The 18,643-nt window shown below is 59.8% G+C and carries 16 protein-coding genes and 1 tRNA gene; 5 read left to right on the forward strand and 12 right to left on the reverse strand.

Translation table 11 applies throughout. The features are described from left to right. Positions 1 to 94: 94 nt before the first annotated feature. The gene (locus Q5H31_RS05485; protein WP_302457573.1) at positions 95 to 2,296 is read left to right on the forward strand and encodes a 1-deoxy-D-xylulose-5-phosphate synthase; all 2,202 of its coding nucleotides are present in this window, start codon (positions 95 to 97) and stop codon (positions 2,294 to 2,296) included. On the opposite strand, the gene Q5H31_RS05490 is transcribed toward Q5H31_RS05485, so the two are convergent. The 4 genes from Q5H31_RS05490 to Q5H31_RS05505 form a co-directional block, all read right to left on the reverse strand. After that, positions 2,280 to 3,839, reverse strand: a complete 1,560-nt coding sequence (locus tag Q5H31_RS05490; protein WP_013582440.1) for an ABC transporter permease — start codon at positions 3,837 to 3,839, stop codon at positions 2,280 to 2,282. The genes Q5H31_RS05485 and Q5H31_RS05490 overlap by 17 nt on opposite strands. A gap of 11 nt (positions 3,840 to 3,850) precedes the next feature. Further along, positions 3,851 to 5,017, reverse strand: coding sequence for a COG1361 S-layer family protein (locus Q5H31_RS05495; protein ID WP_007051243.1), 1,167 nt, complete (start codon positions 5,015 to 5,017; stop codon positions 3,851 to 3,853). Next, complete coding sequence (locus tag Q5H31_RS05500; protein ID WP_007051244.1) at positions 5,014 to 5,769, reverse strand: ABC transporter ATP-binding protein; 756 nt, start codon at positions 5,767 to 5,769, stop codon at positions 5,014 to 5,016. Before Q5H31_RS05500 ends, Q5H31_RS05495 begins: the two co-directional genes overlap by 4 nt. A gap of 251 nt (positions 5,770 to 6,020) precedes the next feature. Beyond that, a tRNA-Arg gene (locus Q5H31_RS05505) sits at positions 6,021 to 6,094 on the reverse strand. Positions 6,095 to 6,170: 76 nt separating this feature from the next. Between Q5H31_RS05505 and Q5H31_RS05510 the strand changes: the two genes are divergently transcribed. Next, positions 6,171 to 7,379, forward strand: coding sequence for an ATP-binding protein (locus Q5H31_RS05510; protein ID WP_010081106.1), 1,209 nt, complete (start codon positions 6,171 to 6,173; stop codon positions 7,377 to 7,379). Between the two features lie 86 nt (positions 7,380 to 7,465). Here the strand turns inward: Q5H31_RS05510 and Q5H31_RS05515 are convergent, their stop codons facing one another. Beyond that, positions 7,466 to 8,335, reverse strand: a complete 870-nt coding sequence (locus tag Q5H31_RS05515; protein ID WP_302457574.1) for a MurR/RpiR family transcriptional regulator — start codon at positions 8,333 to 8,335, stop codon at positions 7,466 to 7,468. 151 nt (positions 8,336 to 8,486) lie between these two features. Here Q5H31_RS05515 and Q5H31_RS05520 point away from each other — a divergent pair, with 151 nt between their 5' ends. Together Q5H31_RS05520 and Q5H31_RS05525 are read left to right on the forward strand one after the other, a co-directional pair. Then, positions 8,487 to 10,742 (forward strand): alpha-L-arabinofuranosidase C-terminal domain-containing protein, encoded by a 2,256-nt coding sequence (locus tag Q5H31_RS05520; protein ID WP_302457575.1) that lies wholly within the window; start codon positions 8,487 to 8,489, stop codon positions 10,740 to 10,742. A gap of 180 nt (positions 10,743 to 10,922) precedes the next feature. Then, positions 10,923 to 11,174 carry a hypothetical protein gene (locus Q5H31_RS05525; protein WP_007056454.1) on the forward strand — a complete coding sequence of 84 codons (252 nt, stop codon included), beginning with the start codon at positions 10,923 to 10,925 and terminating at the stop codon, positions 11,172 to 11,174. A gap of 24 nt (positions 11,175 to 11,198) precedes the next feature. Here Q5H31_RS05525 and Q5H31_RS05530 read toward each other — a convergent pair whose 3' ends face one another. After that, positions 11,199 to 12,386: an anion transporter gene (locus Q5H31_RS05530; protein ID WP_007053675.1), complete on the reverse strand. Its 1,188-nt coding sequence runs from the start codon at positions 12,384 to 12,386 to the stop codon at positions 11,199 to 11,201. A 301-nt stretch (positions 12,387 to 12,687) separates the two neighbouring features. Here Q5H31_RS05530 and Q5H31_RS05535 point away from each other — a divergent pair, with 301 nt between their 5' ends. Then, the gene (locus tag Q5H31_RS05535; RefSeq protein ID WP_007053676.1) at positions 12,688 to 12,810 is read left to right on the forward strand and encodes a hypothetical protein; all 123 of its coding nucleotides are present in this window, start codon (positions 12,688 to 12,690) and stop codon (positions 12,808 to 12,810) included. Between the two features lie 124 nt (positions 12,811 to 12,934). Here the strand turns inward: Q5H31_RS05535 and Q5H31_RS05540 are convergent, their stop codons facing one another. The 6 genes from Q5H31_RS05540 to Q5H31_RS05565 form a co-directional block, all read right to left on the reverse strand. Continuing rightward, positions 12,935 to 13,867, reverse strand: a complete 933-nt coding sequence (locus Q5H31_RS05540) for an isoaspartyl peptidase/L-asparaginase family protein (protein WP_007051252.1) — start codon at positions 13,865 to 13,867, stop codon at positions 12,935 to 12,937. Positions 13,868 to 14,221: 354 nt separating this feature from the next. Further along, positions 14,222 to 15,733, reverse strand: a complete 1,512-nt coding sequence (locus tag Q5H31_RS05545) for a PLP-dependent aminotransferase family protein (RefSeq protein WP_007051253.1) — start codon at positions 15,731 to 15,733, stop codon at positions 14,222 to 14,224. A gap of 57 nt (positions 15,734 to 15,790) precedes the next feature. Then, positions 15,791 to 16,429 carry a pyridoxal 5'-phosphate synthase glutaminase subunit PdxT gene (pdxT, locus tag Q5H31_RS05550; protein WP_008783717.1) on the reverse strand — a complete coding sequence of 213 codons (639 nt, stop codon included), beginning with the start codon at positions 16,427 to 16,429 and terminating at the stop codon, positions 15,791 to 15,793. Positions 16,430 to 16,455: 26 nt separating this feature from the next. Continuing rightward, positions 16,456 to 17,331, reverse strand: coding sequence for a pyridoxal 5'-phosphate synthase lyase subunit PdxS (gene pdxS / locus Q5H31_RS05555; protein WP_007053677.1), 876 nt, complete (start codon positions 17,329 to 17,331; stop codon positions 16,456 to 16,458). A 215-nt stretch (positions 17,332 to 17,546) separates the two neighbouring features. Beyond that, positions 17,547 to 17,789: a helix-turn-helix transcriptional regulator gene (locus Q5H31_RS05560; RefSeq protein WP_227484906.1), complete on the reverse strand. Its 243-nt coding sequence runs from the start codon at positions 17,787 to 17,789 to the stop codon at positions 17,547 to 17,549. Positions 17,790 to 17,938: 149 nt separating this feature from the next. After that, the gene (locus tag Q5H31_RS05565; RefSeq protein WP_217738399.1) at positions 17,939 to 18,565 is read right to left on the reverse strand and encodes a hypothetical protein; all 627 of its coding nucleotides are present in this window, start codon (positions 18,563 to 18,565) and stop codon (positions 17,939 to 17,941) included. Positions 18,566 to 18,643: the final 78 nt, after the last annotated feature.

Genomic DNA, 18,643 nt, shown 5'->3' on the forward strand with positions numbered 1-18,643 from the left:
GATGTTGGGGGCATTGCTTCGTCATGTGGACCTCGGACAATGCCGGGCGTTAGCATTCAACTTCGGAAAGACTAGCGAAGGGAGATTCGAGGGTATGCGCAGCGCGTCAGGAAACGGATTTGATTCAAGCGATTCCTTCGCCGTCTCCGGCGCTGCCGAGAGGACCGCACGCCTTCACGACATACCCCCGAGCATTACCCCTTCCCATGGCGACGACTCCCATCTGCTGAGCCACATTGCCAGCCCGGCCGATGTCAAGGCCCTTGCCCCCAACGAGCTCGCCGAACTCTGCCGTGAGATTCGCACCACGCTGCTGGCATATGGCCACCAACACGGCGGTCATATCGGCTCCAATCTGGGCATGGTGGAGGCCACGGTGGCCCTGCACCGCGTATTCGATTCGCCGCGTGACCGCATCGTGTTCGATGTATCCCACCAAAGCTACGTGCATAAAATGCTCACGGGCCGCGCCGCCGCCTATCTGGACCCGGACCGTTTCAGCGAGGTGACCGGCTTCACCAATCCGGACGAAAGCAAACACGACCAGTTCGTGCTCGGTCACACCGGTACCTCGATTTCATTGGCTTGCGGTTTGGCGAAAACCCGCGATATGGAAGGCCCGAACAGCGGCATCGGCAATGTGATCGCCGTGATCGGCGATGGTTCGCTGAGTTCGGGCGTGGCGTTTGAAGGACTGAACAACGCGGCTGAGCAGGGCGGCAATCTCATCATTGTGTTCAACGACAATGAGATGTCGATTGCCGGCGATTTCGGTGGCATGTACGGTCCGCTCGCCCGCCTGCGCGCGTCCGGTGGCACCGCCCAGCCGAATCTGTTCAACGCGTTTGGCTTGGATTATCGGTATGTGGAGGCCGGCAACGATGTTTCCGCGCTGGTCGCAGCTTTCGAGGAAGTGCGCGATATCGATCATCCGGTGGTGGTCCATATTCATACGCTGAAGGGCGCGGGATATGACGGCGCCGGTCACGTGGCCGGCGCATCCTCGGCCTCGGCCGGTAACGTCCATGAGCTGGATCCGGCAGTCTCCGACACCGGCGTGCGCCCCACGAGCAACGTGCTGCACAGCGAACCGTGGCATTCGGATCACTGCAACCTGTCCGATCACGAACCGCATGAGGGCCAGTGCGAGGCCTCGCATTGGCAGAATCCGGATGCCGCAATCGGCAAGCCGGACGATCCGCGCAAGCATTACGGCAAAATGGCGATGGCCGCGCTCGAACCGCGTTTCGCCGCCGAGCCAGGACTCGTGGTCATCTCCCCCGCCACGCCGGGCTCCAACGGCATCACCCACGAATTCCGCGAACGCGCGGGTTCGCATTACGTGGACACGGGCATCACCGAATCGCATGCCGTGGCGTATGCCGCCGGCATCGCACGGGCGGGTGGCACGCCGGTGGTGGCCACCACGGCGTCCTTCTTCCAGCGCGCCTACGACCAGTTCTTCCAGGAGATGAGCCTGAACCGTTCGCGAGTCACGGTACTTGATTTTCTGGGCGGCTTGTCCGGTTCGGACAATACGCATTCCGGCGCATATGACGTGACGATGTTCTCCAATATTCCAGGGGCTACGATGCTGGTGCCGACTTCGGCTCGCGACTATCTAGCTGATCTGGCATGGGCTACCGCGCCGGCCGGTTCGGCGGACGCCCCTGCTGGTCCGGTGGTGATTCGAGTGCCGGGCGAGGCGATTCTGACGGCGGAACGGGATGCGACGCTGCTGCCGGTGACGGGTGGGCAGATCGCTGACCGCCCCCAGTCAACTTCGCTGCCAGTCTCCGTCAGCTCCGCCAGCGGGGGCATATCTGCCGCAACAGTCCGCGGGACCGTTAGCGTAACGGCTCAGCATGCCGGTGTGCGTCACATGCTGGATTGGCGGGTCAATCAGACGGGCTCGCACGTCGCGATTATCGGACTGGGCAATGCGTATCCGTTGGCGGAGCAGACGGCCGCCGCATTGTCTGCCGATTATGGCATCACGGCAACGGTTATCGACCCGCGCCAGTGCACGTCGCTGGATTCAGACGTACTGGAGTCGTTGCGTGATGGCCACCAGCAGGTCATCACCCTTGAAGACGGGCAGCTTGAAGGCGGCTGGGGCGAGAAAGTGACCGCATATTATGCGAATCATCATGTCTCGGACGGCAGCCGTAATCCTCATGTGCTGAACTTCGGCGCAGCCAAGGAATTTACCGACCGCGTGCCGCTGGGCGAACTGAACGAACGTTATGGACTAACGGTGGAGCAGGTGACAGAGGCGATCACTCGTTGTTTTTGATGGCGTCTAGGGCCGGGATTTTAACGGCTTTATTGGCCGGGCCGAAGCCGAACAGCAAGCCGATCAGCGTGGAAAACAGTACGACGAACAGGAACAGCCACCACGGAATCACCGAATAACGGGTCACATTCTCGCCACCAACTATCGCCTGCCAGAGTATGGTCCAGATAGATGTTCCGCCACCGGTACCGTCGCCGGAGCCCCCGCCTGCACCGCTGACCATACCGCCAGACATGCCGCCGCTCATGCCGCCCGCATACAACGCGCCGACAACGTTGATGCCCAGCGATATCAGTCCGCTCAGCACGCAGCCGACCAATCCGCCGAAGAATCCGATCGCGCCGGCCTCCGCAAGAAACATGACGCGAATGTCACGAACGTAGCAGCCAAGCGCCTTCATAATGCCGATCTCGCGCGTGCGCTCGGTTACGGACATAACCATTGTGTTGGCGATGCCGATGGCCGCAACCAACAGCGAAACCGCACCGATACCGCCCAGAATCAGCTGAATCGCGCGCGACTGTTCTTCCAACGACTTACGCATGTCTTCATAGGAGGAGGTCTCGTAGCCCAACGCTTTGATCTGTGATTCGACTTCGGGCACGGACTTGAGGTCGGCGGCCTTGACCAGCACCTGATTATAGGCGGTGGCTTTTTTGGCGGCGGCTGGATCGACTTTGGCGGCCAGTTCCTTCAACGCCTGCAAATCCATGACCAGACCGTCGGAGGTGGCATAGCCCTTGTTGTAGTCGCCCGCCACAATGCCGGAAGCCCGCACATCAAAGGTGACGTTTTCCGACTGACCCGCGGTGTTGCCACCCGCACCGCCTGTGCCGCCACCGCCGCCGTACATGTTCATGGTGTACTGGTCGCCCTGATAATTGGTGCCGGTGGTCAGACTGATTTGCGTGGCGAGCGGATCGAAGAACGGATCCTCGTCCTGGTCTTCCTCGCACTGGCCGGTGGTCTGGTCAAACGTGCATGAGGAATACTGACCGCCGCGTGTGCTGGTGCGTTGTTCGCCGTTCTTCAGGGTGTCCATGAAACCATAGGCGAACCATTCGCCGGCAAGCACCTGATCCTTTTTGACCGGCTTCTCGCCACCGACGAGCTTGTAGCCCATCTGGTCGAACTGGGTCATGTCGATGCCCATGATCTGCACGTAATCGTAGAGGTAACGGCCGCCCGCGCCGGCTCTGGCCGTCACGTTATAAGGGAAGTTCATCATCGGCGTCACGCCGGATACGCCGCTCATCGCGCGGAAGGATTCCACGGCCTTGTCGTCGAGCTTGGTATCGCCCATCTCGGACGAACCGCCACCGCCCATCGGACCGGCATAACCGTTGGTGTACACGGTGACGATGGACAGATCGCCCATCGATTTGAGCATCTTCTCGTTCTGCTCGTTAATGCCCTGGCCCAAAGAGACCATGAGCACAATCGAGCAGCAGCCGACGATAACGCCCAGCACGGTCAGAATCGTACGGGATTTACGCCGCCATAGGTTTTGTCTGCAAAGCCGCAGTATGTCGCCGAATCGCATGGTCGGGCCTTTCAGGCCTTGTGGGACGGGCCGGCCGGTGAGGCTGGTGAGGCTGGTGCAATAGGAGCGGTGTCTGCCGCAGCACCATCCGTCACGTCGGTATCGGTCTTATCATCCTTGCCTTCGGACCAATCATCCCAGTCCTCATCAATATCGTTCTTCTTGGCCTTCTGCTTGCGCCGGCGACGCACGAGCAGCACAATCACCACGATAATGACCACGGCGATCACGACGATGACCACATACACCAGCACCGGCAATCCCTGATTGGCGCTCTGGTCCATGTTCGGATCGGCCATGTCGGAATCATCCACCGGCTGCATATCGGTTACGGGTATGGCGAGCGGGAATTCCTTGGTTTTGGTCTGCCCGTCGGAATCCTCGTACGTGACTTTGAGCGTGGTCTTCAGCTCGCCTGACGCGTGCGGCGTAAAGGCGTAACCAATCGTGCCGGTGGCGCCGGAAGCCACATTGCCCACGTACTGGGTTTTCATCGTGGCATCGAAACCTTCGCCCTCCATCGTGGCCTCGACGTTGGCGATATCGCCTTTGCCCTTGTTCACATATTCCATCGTGACCGTGTTTTCCTGACCGGCGATCACCTGGTCGGGCACTACGGGATCACTGATTTCGAACCGGTCAGGCTGACTGATCGGCACGGAAATCTTGACATCGGACTGGCTTGAGGAGCGGGCGCTGGCGTCCACATACTCGTATCGGAAGTTCACGGTCACGGGCTGGGCACCGCTTTTCGCGGAGGCGAGCGCCTGCATCGGCACGCTTTGCGTCATGGCGTAACCGCCCCACAGCGCGTCGACGTAGAACGTGTTCGTGCCTCCCGCGATGGCGAAGCTCTCGCCGCCGTCCACGGTGATGACCATGTTCGTCACCGCCACCTGACCCATGTTCTGGAAGGTGAAGTCGAGGTTGAAATCGGCGCCGGCGGCCACGGAATCGCCGCCATAGGTGAAGTTGGTGACGATGATGTTCGGCACCGGGCCGGCGATTGGCGCGGAATCGCCGTCGCTTCCCTGAGACGTACTGTTCGTGCCGCTTGTGCCGTCTGTGCCGTCGACTGCGTACGCCTGGTGCGGAAGGGAGATGACGGCAAGTGCCAGTGACAGCGTGGAGAGCAACGCGACGATGATGGCGATGGTGCGGTGGGAGAGGTGCTTCATCGGTCAACTCCTTGGGTTCTTTGGGCGGACGGCGTGGACGGAACAGTTGGGCGGGAAAGGTCGGTGTTGAGCCGATCGCTGGTGATGCGGCCATCGAGCAAGGTGACGATGCGGTCGGCGTATGAAGCCATCTGCGGATCGTGTGTGACCAGCACGATGGTCTGGTTGAAGTCATGGGCGAATGCACAGATCATCGTCATGACCTCGGTTTTGGTTTTAGAGTCAAGGTTGCCGGTCGGCTCATCGGCGAACACCACCTCGGGCTTGGTCACAAACGCCCGGGCGATGCCGACGCGCTGCTGTTGGCCTCCCGACATCTGGCGCGGGTAATGGCTGAGACGATGGCCGAGCCCGACTCGTTTGAGTACGCCACGCGCCGCACGTTCGCGCTGTTCCTTGGGCACGCCGCGGAACATCAGCGGCATTGCCACGTTTTCGAGCGCGGTCAGATTGGGCAGCAGGTTGTACGACTGGAATACGAAGCCAAGATGCTTCTGGCGGAAGGCCGCCAGCTCACGCTCGTCGAGTTTGCTGACGGGTACGCCGCCGATTCTCACGCCGCCGCGCGTCGGTTTTTCCATGCCGGCCAACTGGTTGAGCAGCGTGGATTTGCCGGAGCCGGATTCGCCGAAAATGCAGCAGATCTGGCCTTGCGGGATACTGAGATTGACACGGTCAAGCGCCACCACCGTCTCATCCTCGACGGGGTATTCCTTGCGTAGGTTTCTTACCTCGATGATTGCTCGTGGCACGGGCCTTCTTCCCTCGTTCGTCGCCATTGGCGGACGCGCGATAGCTGGTTATTATTCAGCACATCTCAAGTCAGAGTATAGCCGTTATGCAGGAGACGCACCCCTTAAGGGTGTTCCCGGATGGTGGTGATGAGCATGTGACTTCTAATCTCAAGGTCGACAGTTCAGGCTCCAGACGGACCCAGACCGGCATAATATTCAAAAGCCCCTGCCCCTCACAAACGATGAGGGACCAAGGGCTTATTACATCGTGACCCCGGACGGGCTCGAACCGTCGACCTTGAGATTAGAAGTCACATGCTCTATCCAGCTGAGCTACGGGGCCAAACTCGTGTAAGTCTAGCCGTAGGGGTGTAAAACACCTCGGCGTAACGTCGGCTTGCACCGGTACCATCGGCGATATGGGGACAACGGAGAGCAACGTAGATCACGCCGCATCGGGCCAGACCGTCGCAGGCGATAGCGGTGAGCTCACTTTCACATACGCACAGGGTCGTTTTGCCAGTGAAGGCAGGGATTGGGAAAGCCCGGTTGTGACCAACATGGCTGCATCCGTCTCTGCGGATGCCGGTAATGTCCCCGCCGGCAGCATCACCAACACCGGCACCAACAACACCTTCACCAGCACCACCGAATCGTCGCTTGCCACCCTGCTGTCCAACCAATGCCCGTTCGTTATCAAGGCCACCATTTTCGAGGGCAATGGCAAAAACGCCATTCGCGAACGTCACACATTCACCGGCTCGGTGCTGCGCCAGCTCGACCAAGCCAGCGCCCTGCTGAACGGCATCAACGAATCCGGCCAATACCCGGCCATAGCCCTGCGCGAAGCATTGGTCAACGCACTGGAACATCGCGATTACACGTACTCCGGCCCCACACTGATCAATATCTTCGATTCCCGCTTGGAAATCGTGTCGCTCGGCGGCCTGACCGATGGTTTGGAAATCAACGATCTACTCAACGGCGTATGCCAGCCACGCACCCCGCGTTTGGCTGAATTGTTCGCCGATTTGGGCCTCTGCGAGAACTGCGGTACCGGCATTCAACGCATTATGGACGCCTACGCGCAGAGCGCGGTCAGTCCGCAACTGCGCGTGGGCCCCACTTCGGTGGCAATGGTACTGCCTATCCCTGTATCGGCCGAGGCCGCGTCCTCGCATCGGACCGATGCCGATGCTTCCGCCGCGCCCAGCACCACTGACGAAGCACAGCATGCCAAAATGTACTCATTCCCCACGATTCAGCGCATGACGGATAACGCCGCAGATGCTTTGGCCGGCGCACGCATCATCGGCTGCGCGCCACTGCAGACGCTGATTCTCGGCAGTGGATTCGGCGAACGCCCGGACGGTGACGATCAGGCCAGTACCCGCCCGCTCGATACAGCGACGCTGGAACCGTCGCCTCAAACGTTGGAACAGTTCACGCTCAATTTCCTCGCGTTCCGCGGTGTGAAGCTCAGCCGTAAAACCATGCAGAAAGCGCTTGGCCTGAACAAGGATCAGATGACGCAGCTCTTGGACCAGCTGGAGTTGAGCGGCAAGATCGAACGTCATACGCACGCCAAGTCCACTACGTATTCGCTGGCACATGCCTCAGGACGGTAGCGACCAGGGCGACAACGACCAAATCGTCAACAACCCAAGCAGCAACGACCAGAGCAATACAGCCCAAGGCGCGATAAAGCAGCAGCTCAGTTCTCGAATACGCGATCGCGAATCATGCGACCGGATTCGTCGAGCGCGGTGGAGAACCGGCCGTAGTCGGACAGAATCACGCCCATATACAGCATGTCCACGAGCGCGGTATCGGCCACGCACGAAAAAATCGCATTGCCATAAATCGTATGCGAGTCACGACCCGTCAGCAACGTCACGTCGGCCCAGCTGGCCAGCGGCGCGCCGATGGCATTGGTAATGGCGATGGTTTTCGCACCATGCGATTTCGCCAATCGCAACGCTTTGACCGTATCCGCCGAACTGCCCGAATGAGAGAAGGCAACGGCCACAGCGCCGTGGGTCAGATGCCCGGCACCGATCTGCTGCAGGTAAGCGTCAGTATTGAGACGGCACGTCAGTCCCAGGTAGCCGAGCTTGGTGAACAGATCCATCGCCGGTGTCAACGAGTTCTCCACGCCGAAAATGTCGATGAACTCCGATTCGGCGAGTAGGGCGACCGCCTTGCGATAGGCCTTGGGGTCCAACGCACTGTGCAGCTCATCGATCAGCGCCTTCGCGCCATCGGCCGCTTTGCTGGGAATCTCATCCTCGCCATCCCACGGATTCAGATCGAATCCATCCAACGGATTGAAGGTCACTTTGTGCTCGGCGGCCGGATGACGCAACACGTACCGCAGTTCACGGTAACCGCCGAAGCCGAGCTTGCGGGCGAACCGAATCACCGTCGGCTGGCTGACGTGGGCGATGTCGGCCATCTGACCGACGGTCAGGTCGGCCGCCTCCTCGATATGATTCCGAATATACTGGGCCACGGCGCGCTCCGCCGGACGCAGCGACGGATACACGTGGTCGATGCGCTCGCGTATTCCCACCGAGGACTGCACAGCCACGCTCCTAGTCGCCCGTATTTTCCATTCCCGTTTCGAGGGTACCGGCTGTATACCGGCGAACAGTCGACTTGGATTGACCGCAACATGAACGGTGAGCGAACTCTTCCGTTTACCTTTCCGCTCCATTCCCTCTACAATCGAAGCCATGGTGCGGATTAGCGTGGGAAGCCCCACCCATCACACAAGCGGGCGGCTGTACGGCGTGTTCCTCGAGGACATCAACCATGGTGCGGATGGCGGGCTGAACGCCAACATGGTGAACAACTACAGTTTTGACGGCGTCTATCTCGACCATCACACGTGGCGTATGGCCGGCGCCGAACGATGGCGTACACAGGCCGATTCCCTGCGTTTCTGGGATTTCATCAACTGTTCCGCCGCCAGCCTCGGCAGTGAGATACGCGGGATTCACAGCCAGCGGGTGACCACCGACTGTCCCGACCCGCCAATTCACGCACATAGCCGATACGCTCGCATCACGTCCGATGTTCCTTCCGAAACCGGCCCTGCATATCTGGAAAACCTCGGCTATAACGGAGGCGGCGACAACGGGGGCGAACCCGCGTTCTCCATCGTCGCCGACCACACCTATTCCGTCAGTCTCGCGGTACGTCCGGTTCATGGGCGGGCCGAGCTGTCCGTCGGCGTGGTCGATAGGTATGGCCTGCCGCTCACCAGTATCACTCGATTGTCGTATATCGTGGACTCCGATCCGCTTGACGGTACGGAAGAGACCGGTCTGAGGCAGGACGATGGGGCCGATGCGCAGGATTCCGGCGTTTCGATCAGTCCGGATTCGTCGGATGATGCCATCGTCATCGGTCGTGACGGCTGGTACCGGTTCAACGCCGACGTAACCGGCCTGAACACCGATTACGGCAAGCTGCGTATCACCATTGACGCCGGCGAACGCACCACGTTCGATCTTGATCTGGTGCAGTTCATGGATGCGGACTATTGGGGCGCGGGCGACCCGAAATGGCGTTACGGCAAGCTGCGCCGCGATTTGGTGGAGACCATTCAGGCGTTGCATCCAGCGTTTCTGCGGTTCCCCGGCGGCTGCATCGTCGAAGGTGTGACGCCCGGCAATGAATATCGCTGGAAGGATACCGTCGGCTCTCTGGCCGCGCGACGCCAACAGTATTCGATGTGGTCGTTCAAGATGCCGGATGGTTCCAGCTATTCGCAGAGCTACCAGATCGGTTTCTACGAATATTTCTGCCTGTGCGAGGACCTCAAGGCCAAGCCGCTGCCTACCCTGTTCGCCGGCATCGCATGCCAGTCGCCCGGCCGCGATCCGCGCCACATGGATATCAATTCGGCAACCTTCCGCAACAATGTTATTCAGGACTACCTGGACCTCATCGAATTCGCGAATGGCGATCCGGAGTCCAGCTCGTGGGCCGCGGTCCGGCGTGATATGGGCCATCCAGAACCGTTCGGCCTGGACATGATCGGCGTGGGCAACGAAAACTTCGGGGCTGACTACGTGGCCAAGTTTGACATGATCAGCGAGGCCATTCACGAACGATACCCGGATATGCTGTGTGTGATGAGCGCCGGACTGTTCCCCTTCCAGCCGGCGATGAAGCGCATCTGGGACCATGCGCGAGCGTTGGCCGCAACCGATTCCGGGGCACATGATTCCGCCACCAGTGACGCGATTATCGTCGACGAGCATTCCTACCACTCCCCCGAATGGTTTGCATCACAAGCGTCACGATTCGATACTTACCCGCGTTGCGGCGCCGGCGTCTATTTCGGCGAATATTCAGCCAACGGCTATTTTGCCGGCCAACCACAGACCGAACAAGGCGCGAACACGTGGAAGTCGGCACTCGGCGAGGCCGCGTTCCTGACCGGTTGCGAGCGCAATTCCGACGTGGTGCGCATGACCTCCTATGCGCCGCTGCTCGCGCATATCCCGGCTAAGGGGTGGGCGCAGAATCTTATCGAATTCAATCCGGCGCATGTGAACCCCACGGTGAATTATGAGGTGGAGCGGCTGTTTTCCACGCATCTGGGCGACACGACGTATGCCGTATCCATCAAGCAGACCGCGTCACGCCCCACCAAACATCTGTATGTCAGCGCCACCGGGCATGACGGGGATGACGCCTGCCGTTACATCAAAATCGTCAATACCTCCGATTCCCCGGTGGATGTGACGTTGGAAATCGCGCGCGGACTGGCCGGGCTGGGCACCTCGCCATCGCGACCGGTGCGTTTGGAGGTGACGACGTTAAGCGCCAGTCCGACGGCGAAAACCACTATCGGATACCGCGGCGAGGCTTCGGGGGCGATTGTGCCGGAACGTCGGGCTTACACATTGCCGTCGCCGTCTTCATTGCTGGCGATGAAGATCAAGCCGTACAGCGTCACGCTGGTGGCTTCGCGCTGATTGACATCGGCCATTAGGCCGATTCCTTTGCCGTTAGAATCACCCTCAAGGATGAGGGGGAATCGTGCAGATTCAGGGAATAATAGGGGCTATCCCCCATAGCGAATACAAGCACGGGAGGGCAGGATGGAAACCACGGCGGCCAGAAGACCGCCGGCCAACGATGAAGGAGTATGCGGTATGTTTATCAATCTGTTCCGCAGGCAGCGTCCTGCGCTCGCCCGGCTGGCCCGCAACTCCAACGCCTATCGTCAGCCGATGGTTGCGTCCGTATCATCGTCCGCAGTCGGCGTATCCAGCATCACCTCTGAATCCAACACAGCCACCGCAGCCGGCGTATCCACGCTGGATGCCACCATCGGCCGCATCCACGACATCCCGCAGTCGGCCATGAGCCGACTGACCGGCTCCCCCACCGTATACGCGCGGTAGACCGGCCCAACCCACAACGGCGGCTCAGAGACTCGGCTCGATGATCCAGCTCAAGGTCAGCAATACGGCCAAAAACAGAACGTTGACGGCGGAGTAGACGGCCAGATACCGGCCTTTCTTGTGCGGGTATTGGCGCACGACGTTCTTGTAAGAAATAAGCGAGGCCATCGAGGCGATGAGCGTACCCATGCCGCCCAAATTGGTGCCAATGATCAGATCGCGCCATTGGTCGCAGAAGCCGGAAAGCAGAATCGTGGTGGGCACATTGCTGATGACCTGGCTGGAGCCGACCGCCACCTCCAGCGGATGGCCGCCGACCAGCGAGCGCGCCAGTTCGTAGAATTCGGGCACGCGCTTCATGTTGCCGATGAAGATGAAGAACATGCAGAAGGTGAGCGGCAGTCCCCAATCCACGTATTTGAATACGCGCCGATCGGTGAACAGGAACACGACGACCACGATCACGCACATCACCCACAGGGGAATCACGTCGGAGACGGCCAGTAGGCAGACGATGAACAGCAGCGAGTAGACGATGGTGCGCCAGCCGCCATAACCGGCACCGTAGCCGGTGATACGAATCTCGTCGGGCTGGTGTTTGTTGCGCTCGGGAGCCAGCACGCCGGTTTCGAGGTCGCCCAGGTCGCCGACCGGTTTGCCGCCAAACACCACGGAAATCACGATGACCAGCAACACGGCCGCCGTGCCGGAATACGGTGCCATGATGCCGAGGAATTCCATGGTCGGCATGCCGGTCAGGGCTTTGAGATACAGGTTGTGCGCGTTGCCGATCGGGGTGAGCATACTGCCCACGTTCGCGCCAATGGTCATCAGCGTGACCACGAGGATGGTCTTATCCTCTTGCCCAGCCATGATGAGCACGGCCACCGCGAACGGCACAAACGTGACCAGCGCAACGTCATTGGTGATGAACATCGCGGAAAAGAACGTCAAAGCGACAAGCGTAATGACCAGTCCGCGCATGGTGCTGACCTTCTCCAGCAATCGCGAACCGATGATGCGGAACACGCCGATACGCTGGAATCCGCACACCACAATCATCAGGCAGATGAGCTGGCTGATGGTGCTGGCGTGAATGTAGCTTTTGTAATCGGCGTCCGGCGGCACAATGAAACACGAAATCAGGGCGAGTATTGCGGCGACGATGAGAATCGTCTCATTTTTGGCTACATTGATCAGCCAGCGTCGCATCCATTCCTCCGTGAATAACCCAATATCGCAACCATTCTATTTTACGCGCAGACCAGCATAAGGTACGTAGTCGCGTTGCGCTGGCGGACATGAGTTTTTGGACCGGTGCCGCACATCAGCCGCGCTCGTTTTTTTATTTGGACAAGGAAACATTGAGTTTGCATGTCTTCCATACAATGAACTGCCGCGCAATGCTGTGCCCGTATATACGGCTGCATCATTGTGTGGCAGGCCAGACACGAATACCGTACGTGGCTGGCTCATACCAATGGAACATAGTTTCATTCGAGGAAGAGGAGCGATGAAGTTGCGTATTACCCCAGTATTCCCGGTCAAACGTTTCGCCGCCGTGTCTGCACAGAACGTGAAGAACGTGCAGTTCGATTACACGAACATGCCCACGTACAACACGATCACCAAGTAGCGCGCACTGCCGCACTGATCGGCGGCACTTGCCGCATACATGAATGGCCGGTGTGCTGCGGATTCCTTACCAAGAATCCGCAGCACACCGGCCATTATGATATATGCCGCAATACAGGGGGCAATCAGCCCTGCACCTTACCTCCTTGCGCGCTACGGTATCCGAAGTTCATCATCTCGCTGTTGTAGGCGACCACGCCACGGCCGACCGCCGGCAGAACGATCATGCCGCCATCGCCATGATGCGCGGCGACTTCGTCCAAAGTGGCCGTCGCGGCATCCTCGACGTTCTCGCCGGAGAAACGCACACGATCCGACACCTGATGGGCGGCGACCACCTTGATGAACGCCTCGCCGATGCCGGTGCAGGACACCGCCACCGTGGACTGGTTGGCGAACGTGCCGCAACCAGGCAGCGGCGAATCACCCACACGACCGTGCATCTGGTTGGTGATGCCGCCAGTGGACGTGCCAGCGGCGATATTGCCCTCGGCATCGCGCGCCACGGCACCGATGGTGCCATGCTTCTCCCACTCATCGCCACCGGACTGAGCCTCGGCCAAGGACTGACGACGCTGTTCGGTGATGAAGTACTCGTTGCTTTCGGTCGCGACGCCCCAATCGGCGATCTCGGCATCGGTCGGGTCCGCGAACAGCACATGCTTGGTCTGCTCTTTGACGGCACGCGCCGCATCGATCGGGTTCTTCACGGTGCTTACGCCGGTGACCGCACCGACCTCGCCATCGCCGGTCATCAGGCAGGCGTCCATCTGGGCGATGCCATCGCTGGTCAGGGCGGCACCACGGCCGGCGTTGAATTCGGGAGCGTCTTCCATGACGTGGATGGCGGCGACCACAGCCTCATGCGCCGGTGCTCCGGATTCCAACAACTGGTATCCGGCATCGAGGGCGCGCTGCAGATCAAGTTCGACCTGGGCGATGCGTTCAGGCGTGCTGTGCTTGCCACGACTGCCCGCTCCGGCGTGAATGACAAGCGTGATGCCGGTTTCGCTGCCCGCCAGTTCAGTGGTCACCGGCGAAACGGAGGATGTGGTCATATCGTGTCCCTTTCTGGAGTCAGATGGATGTGCTGACGCCAACGTATCGTTGCTTCCGCATGTATGATAGCCGTTGATGGCCGCGACCGGTTCCGCATTTCGCATCATCGGCTCGCGATGGCGTGACTCGTTACTGCGCCACCTCGCCACTACGCCAGGGGCAATGCGATGCCGGCTCGATCGGCCAGGTCACGCAACGACCACGTGGTCTGCCCCGTTCGCCCGACAACGCTATGCGCATGCCACAGCGAACTGATGATGGCTTCCTCGCTTATTCATTCGTCGAATGCACCCATCGATGTGGGTATGCAGCCATCAAAAAAACTCGACAACCGCAATGAGCCAGTCACTTGGCTACATCTGTGCTATCGTCTCGCCAATGATTCGAATGCCGGTATCAATGTCAGCAGCATCCGGGCGCACAAAGTTGAGACGGATGTGGGAATCATCCATTTCGTCAACGTCGAACACGCTGCCCGGCATGAACGTGACGCCTTGGGAACGGCAGGATTCCAATACATCCAGAGAGCGCACGCCGTCCGGTAAGGAAACCCAAATATAGTAGCCGCCTGCAGGCACGGTCCAATACACTTCATCCGGCGCATACCGCTCCAATGCTGCGATTGCTGCATCTCGTCGAATGCGGTAAGCCTTAATCAAACCGCGCAAATGTTCGGCGACGCGGCCTTCTTTAAGCAGTTCCAGGCAGATGCGCTGCGATGACGTGCTCGTATGCTGGTCGACCATGCGCCGCAGAGCCGCCAGCCGGTTAATCACATGCGGGTCGGCCACAACCCATCCCGTGCGCAGGCCCGAAGTGACGGTTTTCGAGAACGTCGACAAATACATCACGTATCCCGCATTCTCCATGCCCTTAAGCGGTATGGGGCGATGTGCGTCGGACGATTCCCCGCCGTACCACAAATCGCCGTAAGCATCGTCTTCCACGATCAGACACTGATAGCGCCGCGCCACGTCGATGAGTTCGCTGCGTCGTTCGGGCGGCAGCGTGGTACCGGTGGGGTTTTGGAACGTCGGGACGGTGTAGATGAGCTTGGGCCGGAATCGCGCGCAATAGCCGTCCAACAGGTCTGTACGCATACCGTGCTCGTCCACTGGAACGCCGATGATGCGCGCATCCGCCGAGCGGAAGGTCTGCAATGCCGGGAAGAACGTGGATTGTTCGACCAGCACGCAGTCGCCAGGATTGACGAATGCACGCACGATAAGATCGATGCCTTGCTCGGAACCGGAAAGCACCATCACGTTTCGTACATCGCACTGCACGCCGCGTGTGCTCATATGCTCGGCAAGTAATGCGCGGAGTTCATCGAATCCTTCGATAGGCGATTCTGGCTGACCGTCGAATTCGCGCGACTCAAACGCTTCAATGCTCACTGAACGCAACAAATCGTCGGGAATATCCGCCGGATTAGGCGAGCCGGTGGCAAAGTCGATGATGGTATCGCCGCGTTGCGCCCGCTCGGCCGAGGCAATGTCGTGGTAGGTGAATCGGTTGGAATAGTCGGAGAACAACACCGACCACGGCGGCCGCACAACGCTCGGTTTCGGCTCCTCGTCAATCGGCTCATGTCTCACTACAGGAATCCGGGCAGTCTCAATATGCTGCAACGGCAGCACGAACGTGCCTTTGCCTACTTTGGAGGCGATGAGTCCCTCATCTTTGAGTTGCTGATAGGCCTGTAATACCGTGGTGCGATTGACCTCGAGGCGTGAGGCCAACTCGCGTTCAGGCGGCAGACGATAGCCCTCAGCCATTGCGCCGGAGACAATCTGTTCACGCAGCTCAGCAGCCAGCTGCCGGTACATCGGCACCGTGCTGCGCCGGTTCAGCGTGAACTGCATGGCAGATCGTCTCCTTGATTCGTCGGTCGAATACCAGTCTAACGGCAGACGAATCGGCTACAGCGACAGGAAGAGCTCGTGGATGCGGACGTCGTCCGTGAGTTCGGGATGGAAGGCGGTGGCGAGGATGTTGCCTTGGCGCAGGCCCACCACGTGACCATCGACTTCGGTTTCGACCGTAGCCTCGGGGCCGACCGACACCACGTAGGGTCCACGGATGAACACCAGCGGAAAGTCCGCGATGCGCTGTGGGTCGTCGGCTTGGCCGAAATCAGCGATGGCTTGGAAGCTGCCGAGCTGACGACCGTAAGCATTGCGGCGCACTACAGCGTCGAGCGCGCCGAAGTAGACGTTCTCATCATTGTCGAGCTTCTTGGCCAGCAGAATCATGCCAGCGCAGGTGCCAAGCACCGGTTTGCCGGCCTTGATGTGGGCGGCGATCGGCTCGAACAGGCCGGTGGAACGCAGGAGTTTGCCTTGCGTGGTGGATTCACCGCCAGGCAGGATGACCCGGTCGATGGATTCATCGAAATCCTCGGCCGCGCGCAACAGCTTCCACGGGGCGCCGAGTTTGTCGAGCACCGCCGCATGTTCGGCGAACGCGCCCTGCACGGCCAGAATACCGGTCACGCCGTGCGTGGCGGTTTCGGCGTCTGCGGATTCTTCTTTGGAAATGTATTCAACAGCTACAACCATGTTGTCCTCTCCGGCTTCGACTCCCGTCACTCTCCGCGAGCGGCCATGATGGTCTGAATCTCGTCCTCGTTGATACCGACCATGGCTTCGCCTAGGTTTTCGGACAGCTTGGCGAGCAGATCGGCGTCCTGCCAGTTGGCGGTGGCCTTGACGATGGCGGCGGCGCGCTTGGCCGGGTCGCCGGACTTGAAGATGCCGGAGCCCACGAACACGCCTTCGGCACCGAGCTCCATCATCAGGGCGGCGTCGGCCGGGGTGGCCACGCCACCGGCGGCGAAGTTCACGACGGGCAGACGGCCGTTGTCGTGCACGTACTTGGCCAGATCGTAGGGCACGGCCAGCTGCTTGGCGGCCTCGTAGACCTCGTCGTCGCGCAGGCCGACAAGTTCGCGGATCTGCTTGTTCATGGTGCGCATGTGGCGCACGGCCTGAATCACGTCGCCGGTGCCGGGCTCGCCCTTGGTGCGAATCATGGCTGCACCCTCGGCGATGCGGCGCAGCGCCTCGCCCAGGTTCTTCGCACCGCACACAAACGGCACATCGAACTGGTTCTTGTCGATGTGGTACACGTCGTCGGCCGGGGAAAGCACCTCGGATTCGTCGATGTAATCGATTTCGATGGCCTGCAGAATGCGGGCCTCGGCGATGTGTCCGATACGCACCTTGGCCATAACCGGAATGGACACGGCTTCCTGGATGCCCTTGATCATGGCCGGGTCGCTCATGCGGGAAACGCCGCCGGCGGCACGGATGTCGGCGGGGATGCGCTCGAGCGCCATCACCGCGCAGGCACCAGCGTCCTGAGCGATCTTCGCCTGCTCGGGCGTGGTGACGTCCATGATCACGCCGCCCTTGAGCATCTGGGCCAAATTACGGTTGAGTTCCGCACGATTCTGCGTCATGAGTTTCCCTTCGTTCGACGCTGCTTGGTATCGCGCTTCATTATTGAACGGAGTGGATTGGCCCCACCCAAACCAGTCCAATTTGGATGGGGCCAATTCGCAACTTCTGCACCCATCCAATCCAACCTCCACATGTTTATCTCTCCCATTTGGCATGTAATCCCTGATTGTCAATCAATCACAGGCCAGGAGGAGAAGAGTTGGCATGCGTGCGATTACTTGCTATTCGCATCGTCCGCATCGCCCGAAATGCCATCCACATATTCAAGAATGTCGCCGGGCTGGCAATCCAATGCCGCACAGATGGCGGCGAGGGCGGAAAAGCGGATGGCGGAAACGCGATTGTTTTTGATTTTGGAAAGGTTCACGTTGGTGATGCCCACCTGATCGGCCAGCCAGTTGAGTGAGCGGCCTCGCTCGACCATGATGCGGTCGAGGCGCAGGACGATATGGCCTATGCCGGCCGGACCGGTGGAGTTTGAGTCAGCCGTATTCAGGCCGGTCTCGCTCGAATCAACGATGTTCAGGCTGTCCTCATTCGGGCCCTCGGTGTTCGGACCGGCCCTGTTCGGACCGGCGCCACGCGGGCCTACGGCGCTCTTCCCCCTCACAGCAGACCGTCGACTTCCCGTTGCAGACCCATGCCATAATCGAAGATGCGCGCAATCAGCAACAGGATAATGCCAATCATCACCATCATGCCGCTCATCCATAAGCCCCAGTTGCCGCCCGTGCCAGCCAGGAAACATACGATGAAGTTCACCAGACCCACAATCGGCGCGACAATCAGATACCAGCCAGCCCTGTTCAACCGGTCGGACACCATGCCTTGGAAAGGCGTGGCATCCCTGCCGTCTGCAAGCCACACCGTCAAATCCTTGCACAGTGCGGCCATTTCGGAGAACGCCAAGGCCAGTAGAGCGTAGACCACCATTCTCGCCAGACCGGTGGAGATGGTAGCTACCATGTTGACGGGACCGTCGTGGAAGTTCTGCAGATTATAGGAGTAGTCCAACAAGTCGCCCTTGATGCTGAGGGTGAACGCGCCGCCGACATTCAGGTCGACACTGCCGAAGTTCGCGGCGAACGAGCGCGGGGAAATGAGGAATACCACCCACACCACGGCCGCGAGCGCTGCGGTGATCCATAGGAGCGCGGCACCGATGCGGGCCAGGATCAAGGCCGCGCCACCGGCCTTATCCAAACCGAAGGATAGTTTCTTTGTCGTTGCCATGATTGAGCCTCCGCTTCATTGCGCAAACCAAGCAACTCATACTTGCATTATACCATAATTTATCGTTTGTCATTAAAA

The sequence above is a fragment of the uncultured Bifidobacterium sp. genome (assembly GCF_959020155.1).
Taxonomy (GTDB): domain Bacteria; phylum Actinomycetota; class Actinomycetes; order Actinomycetales; family Bifidobacteriaceae; genus Bifidobacterium.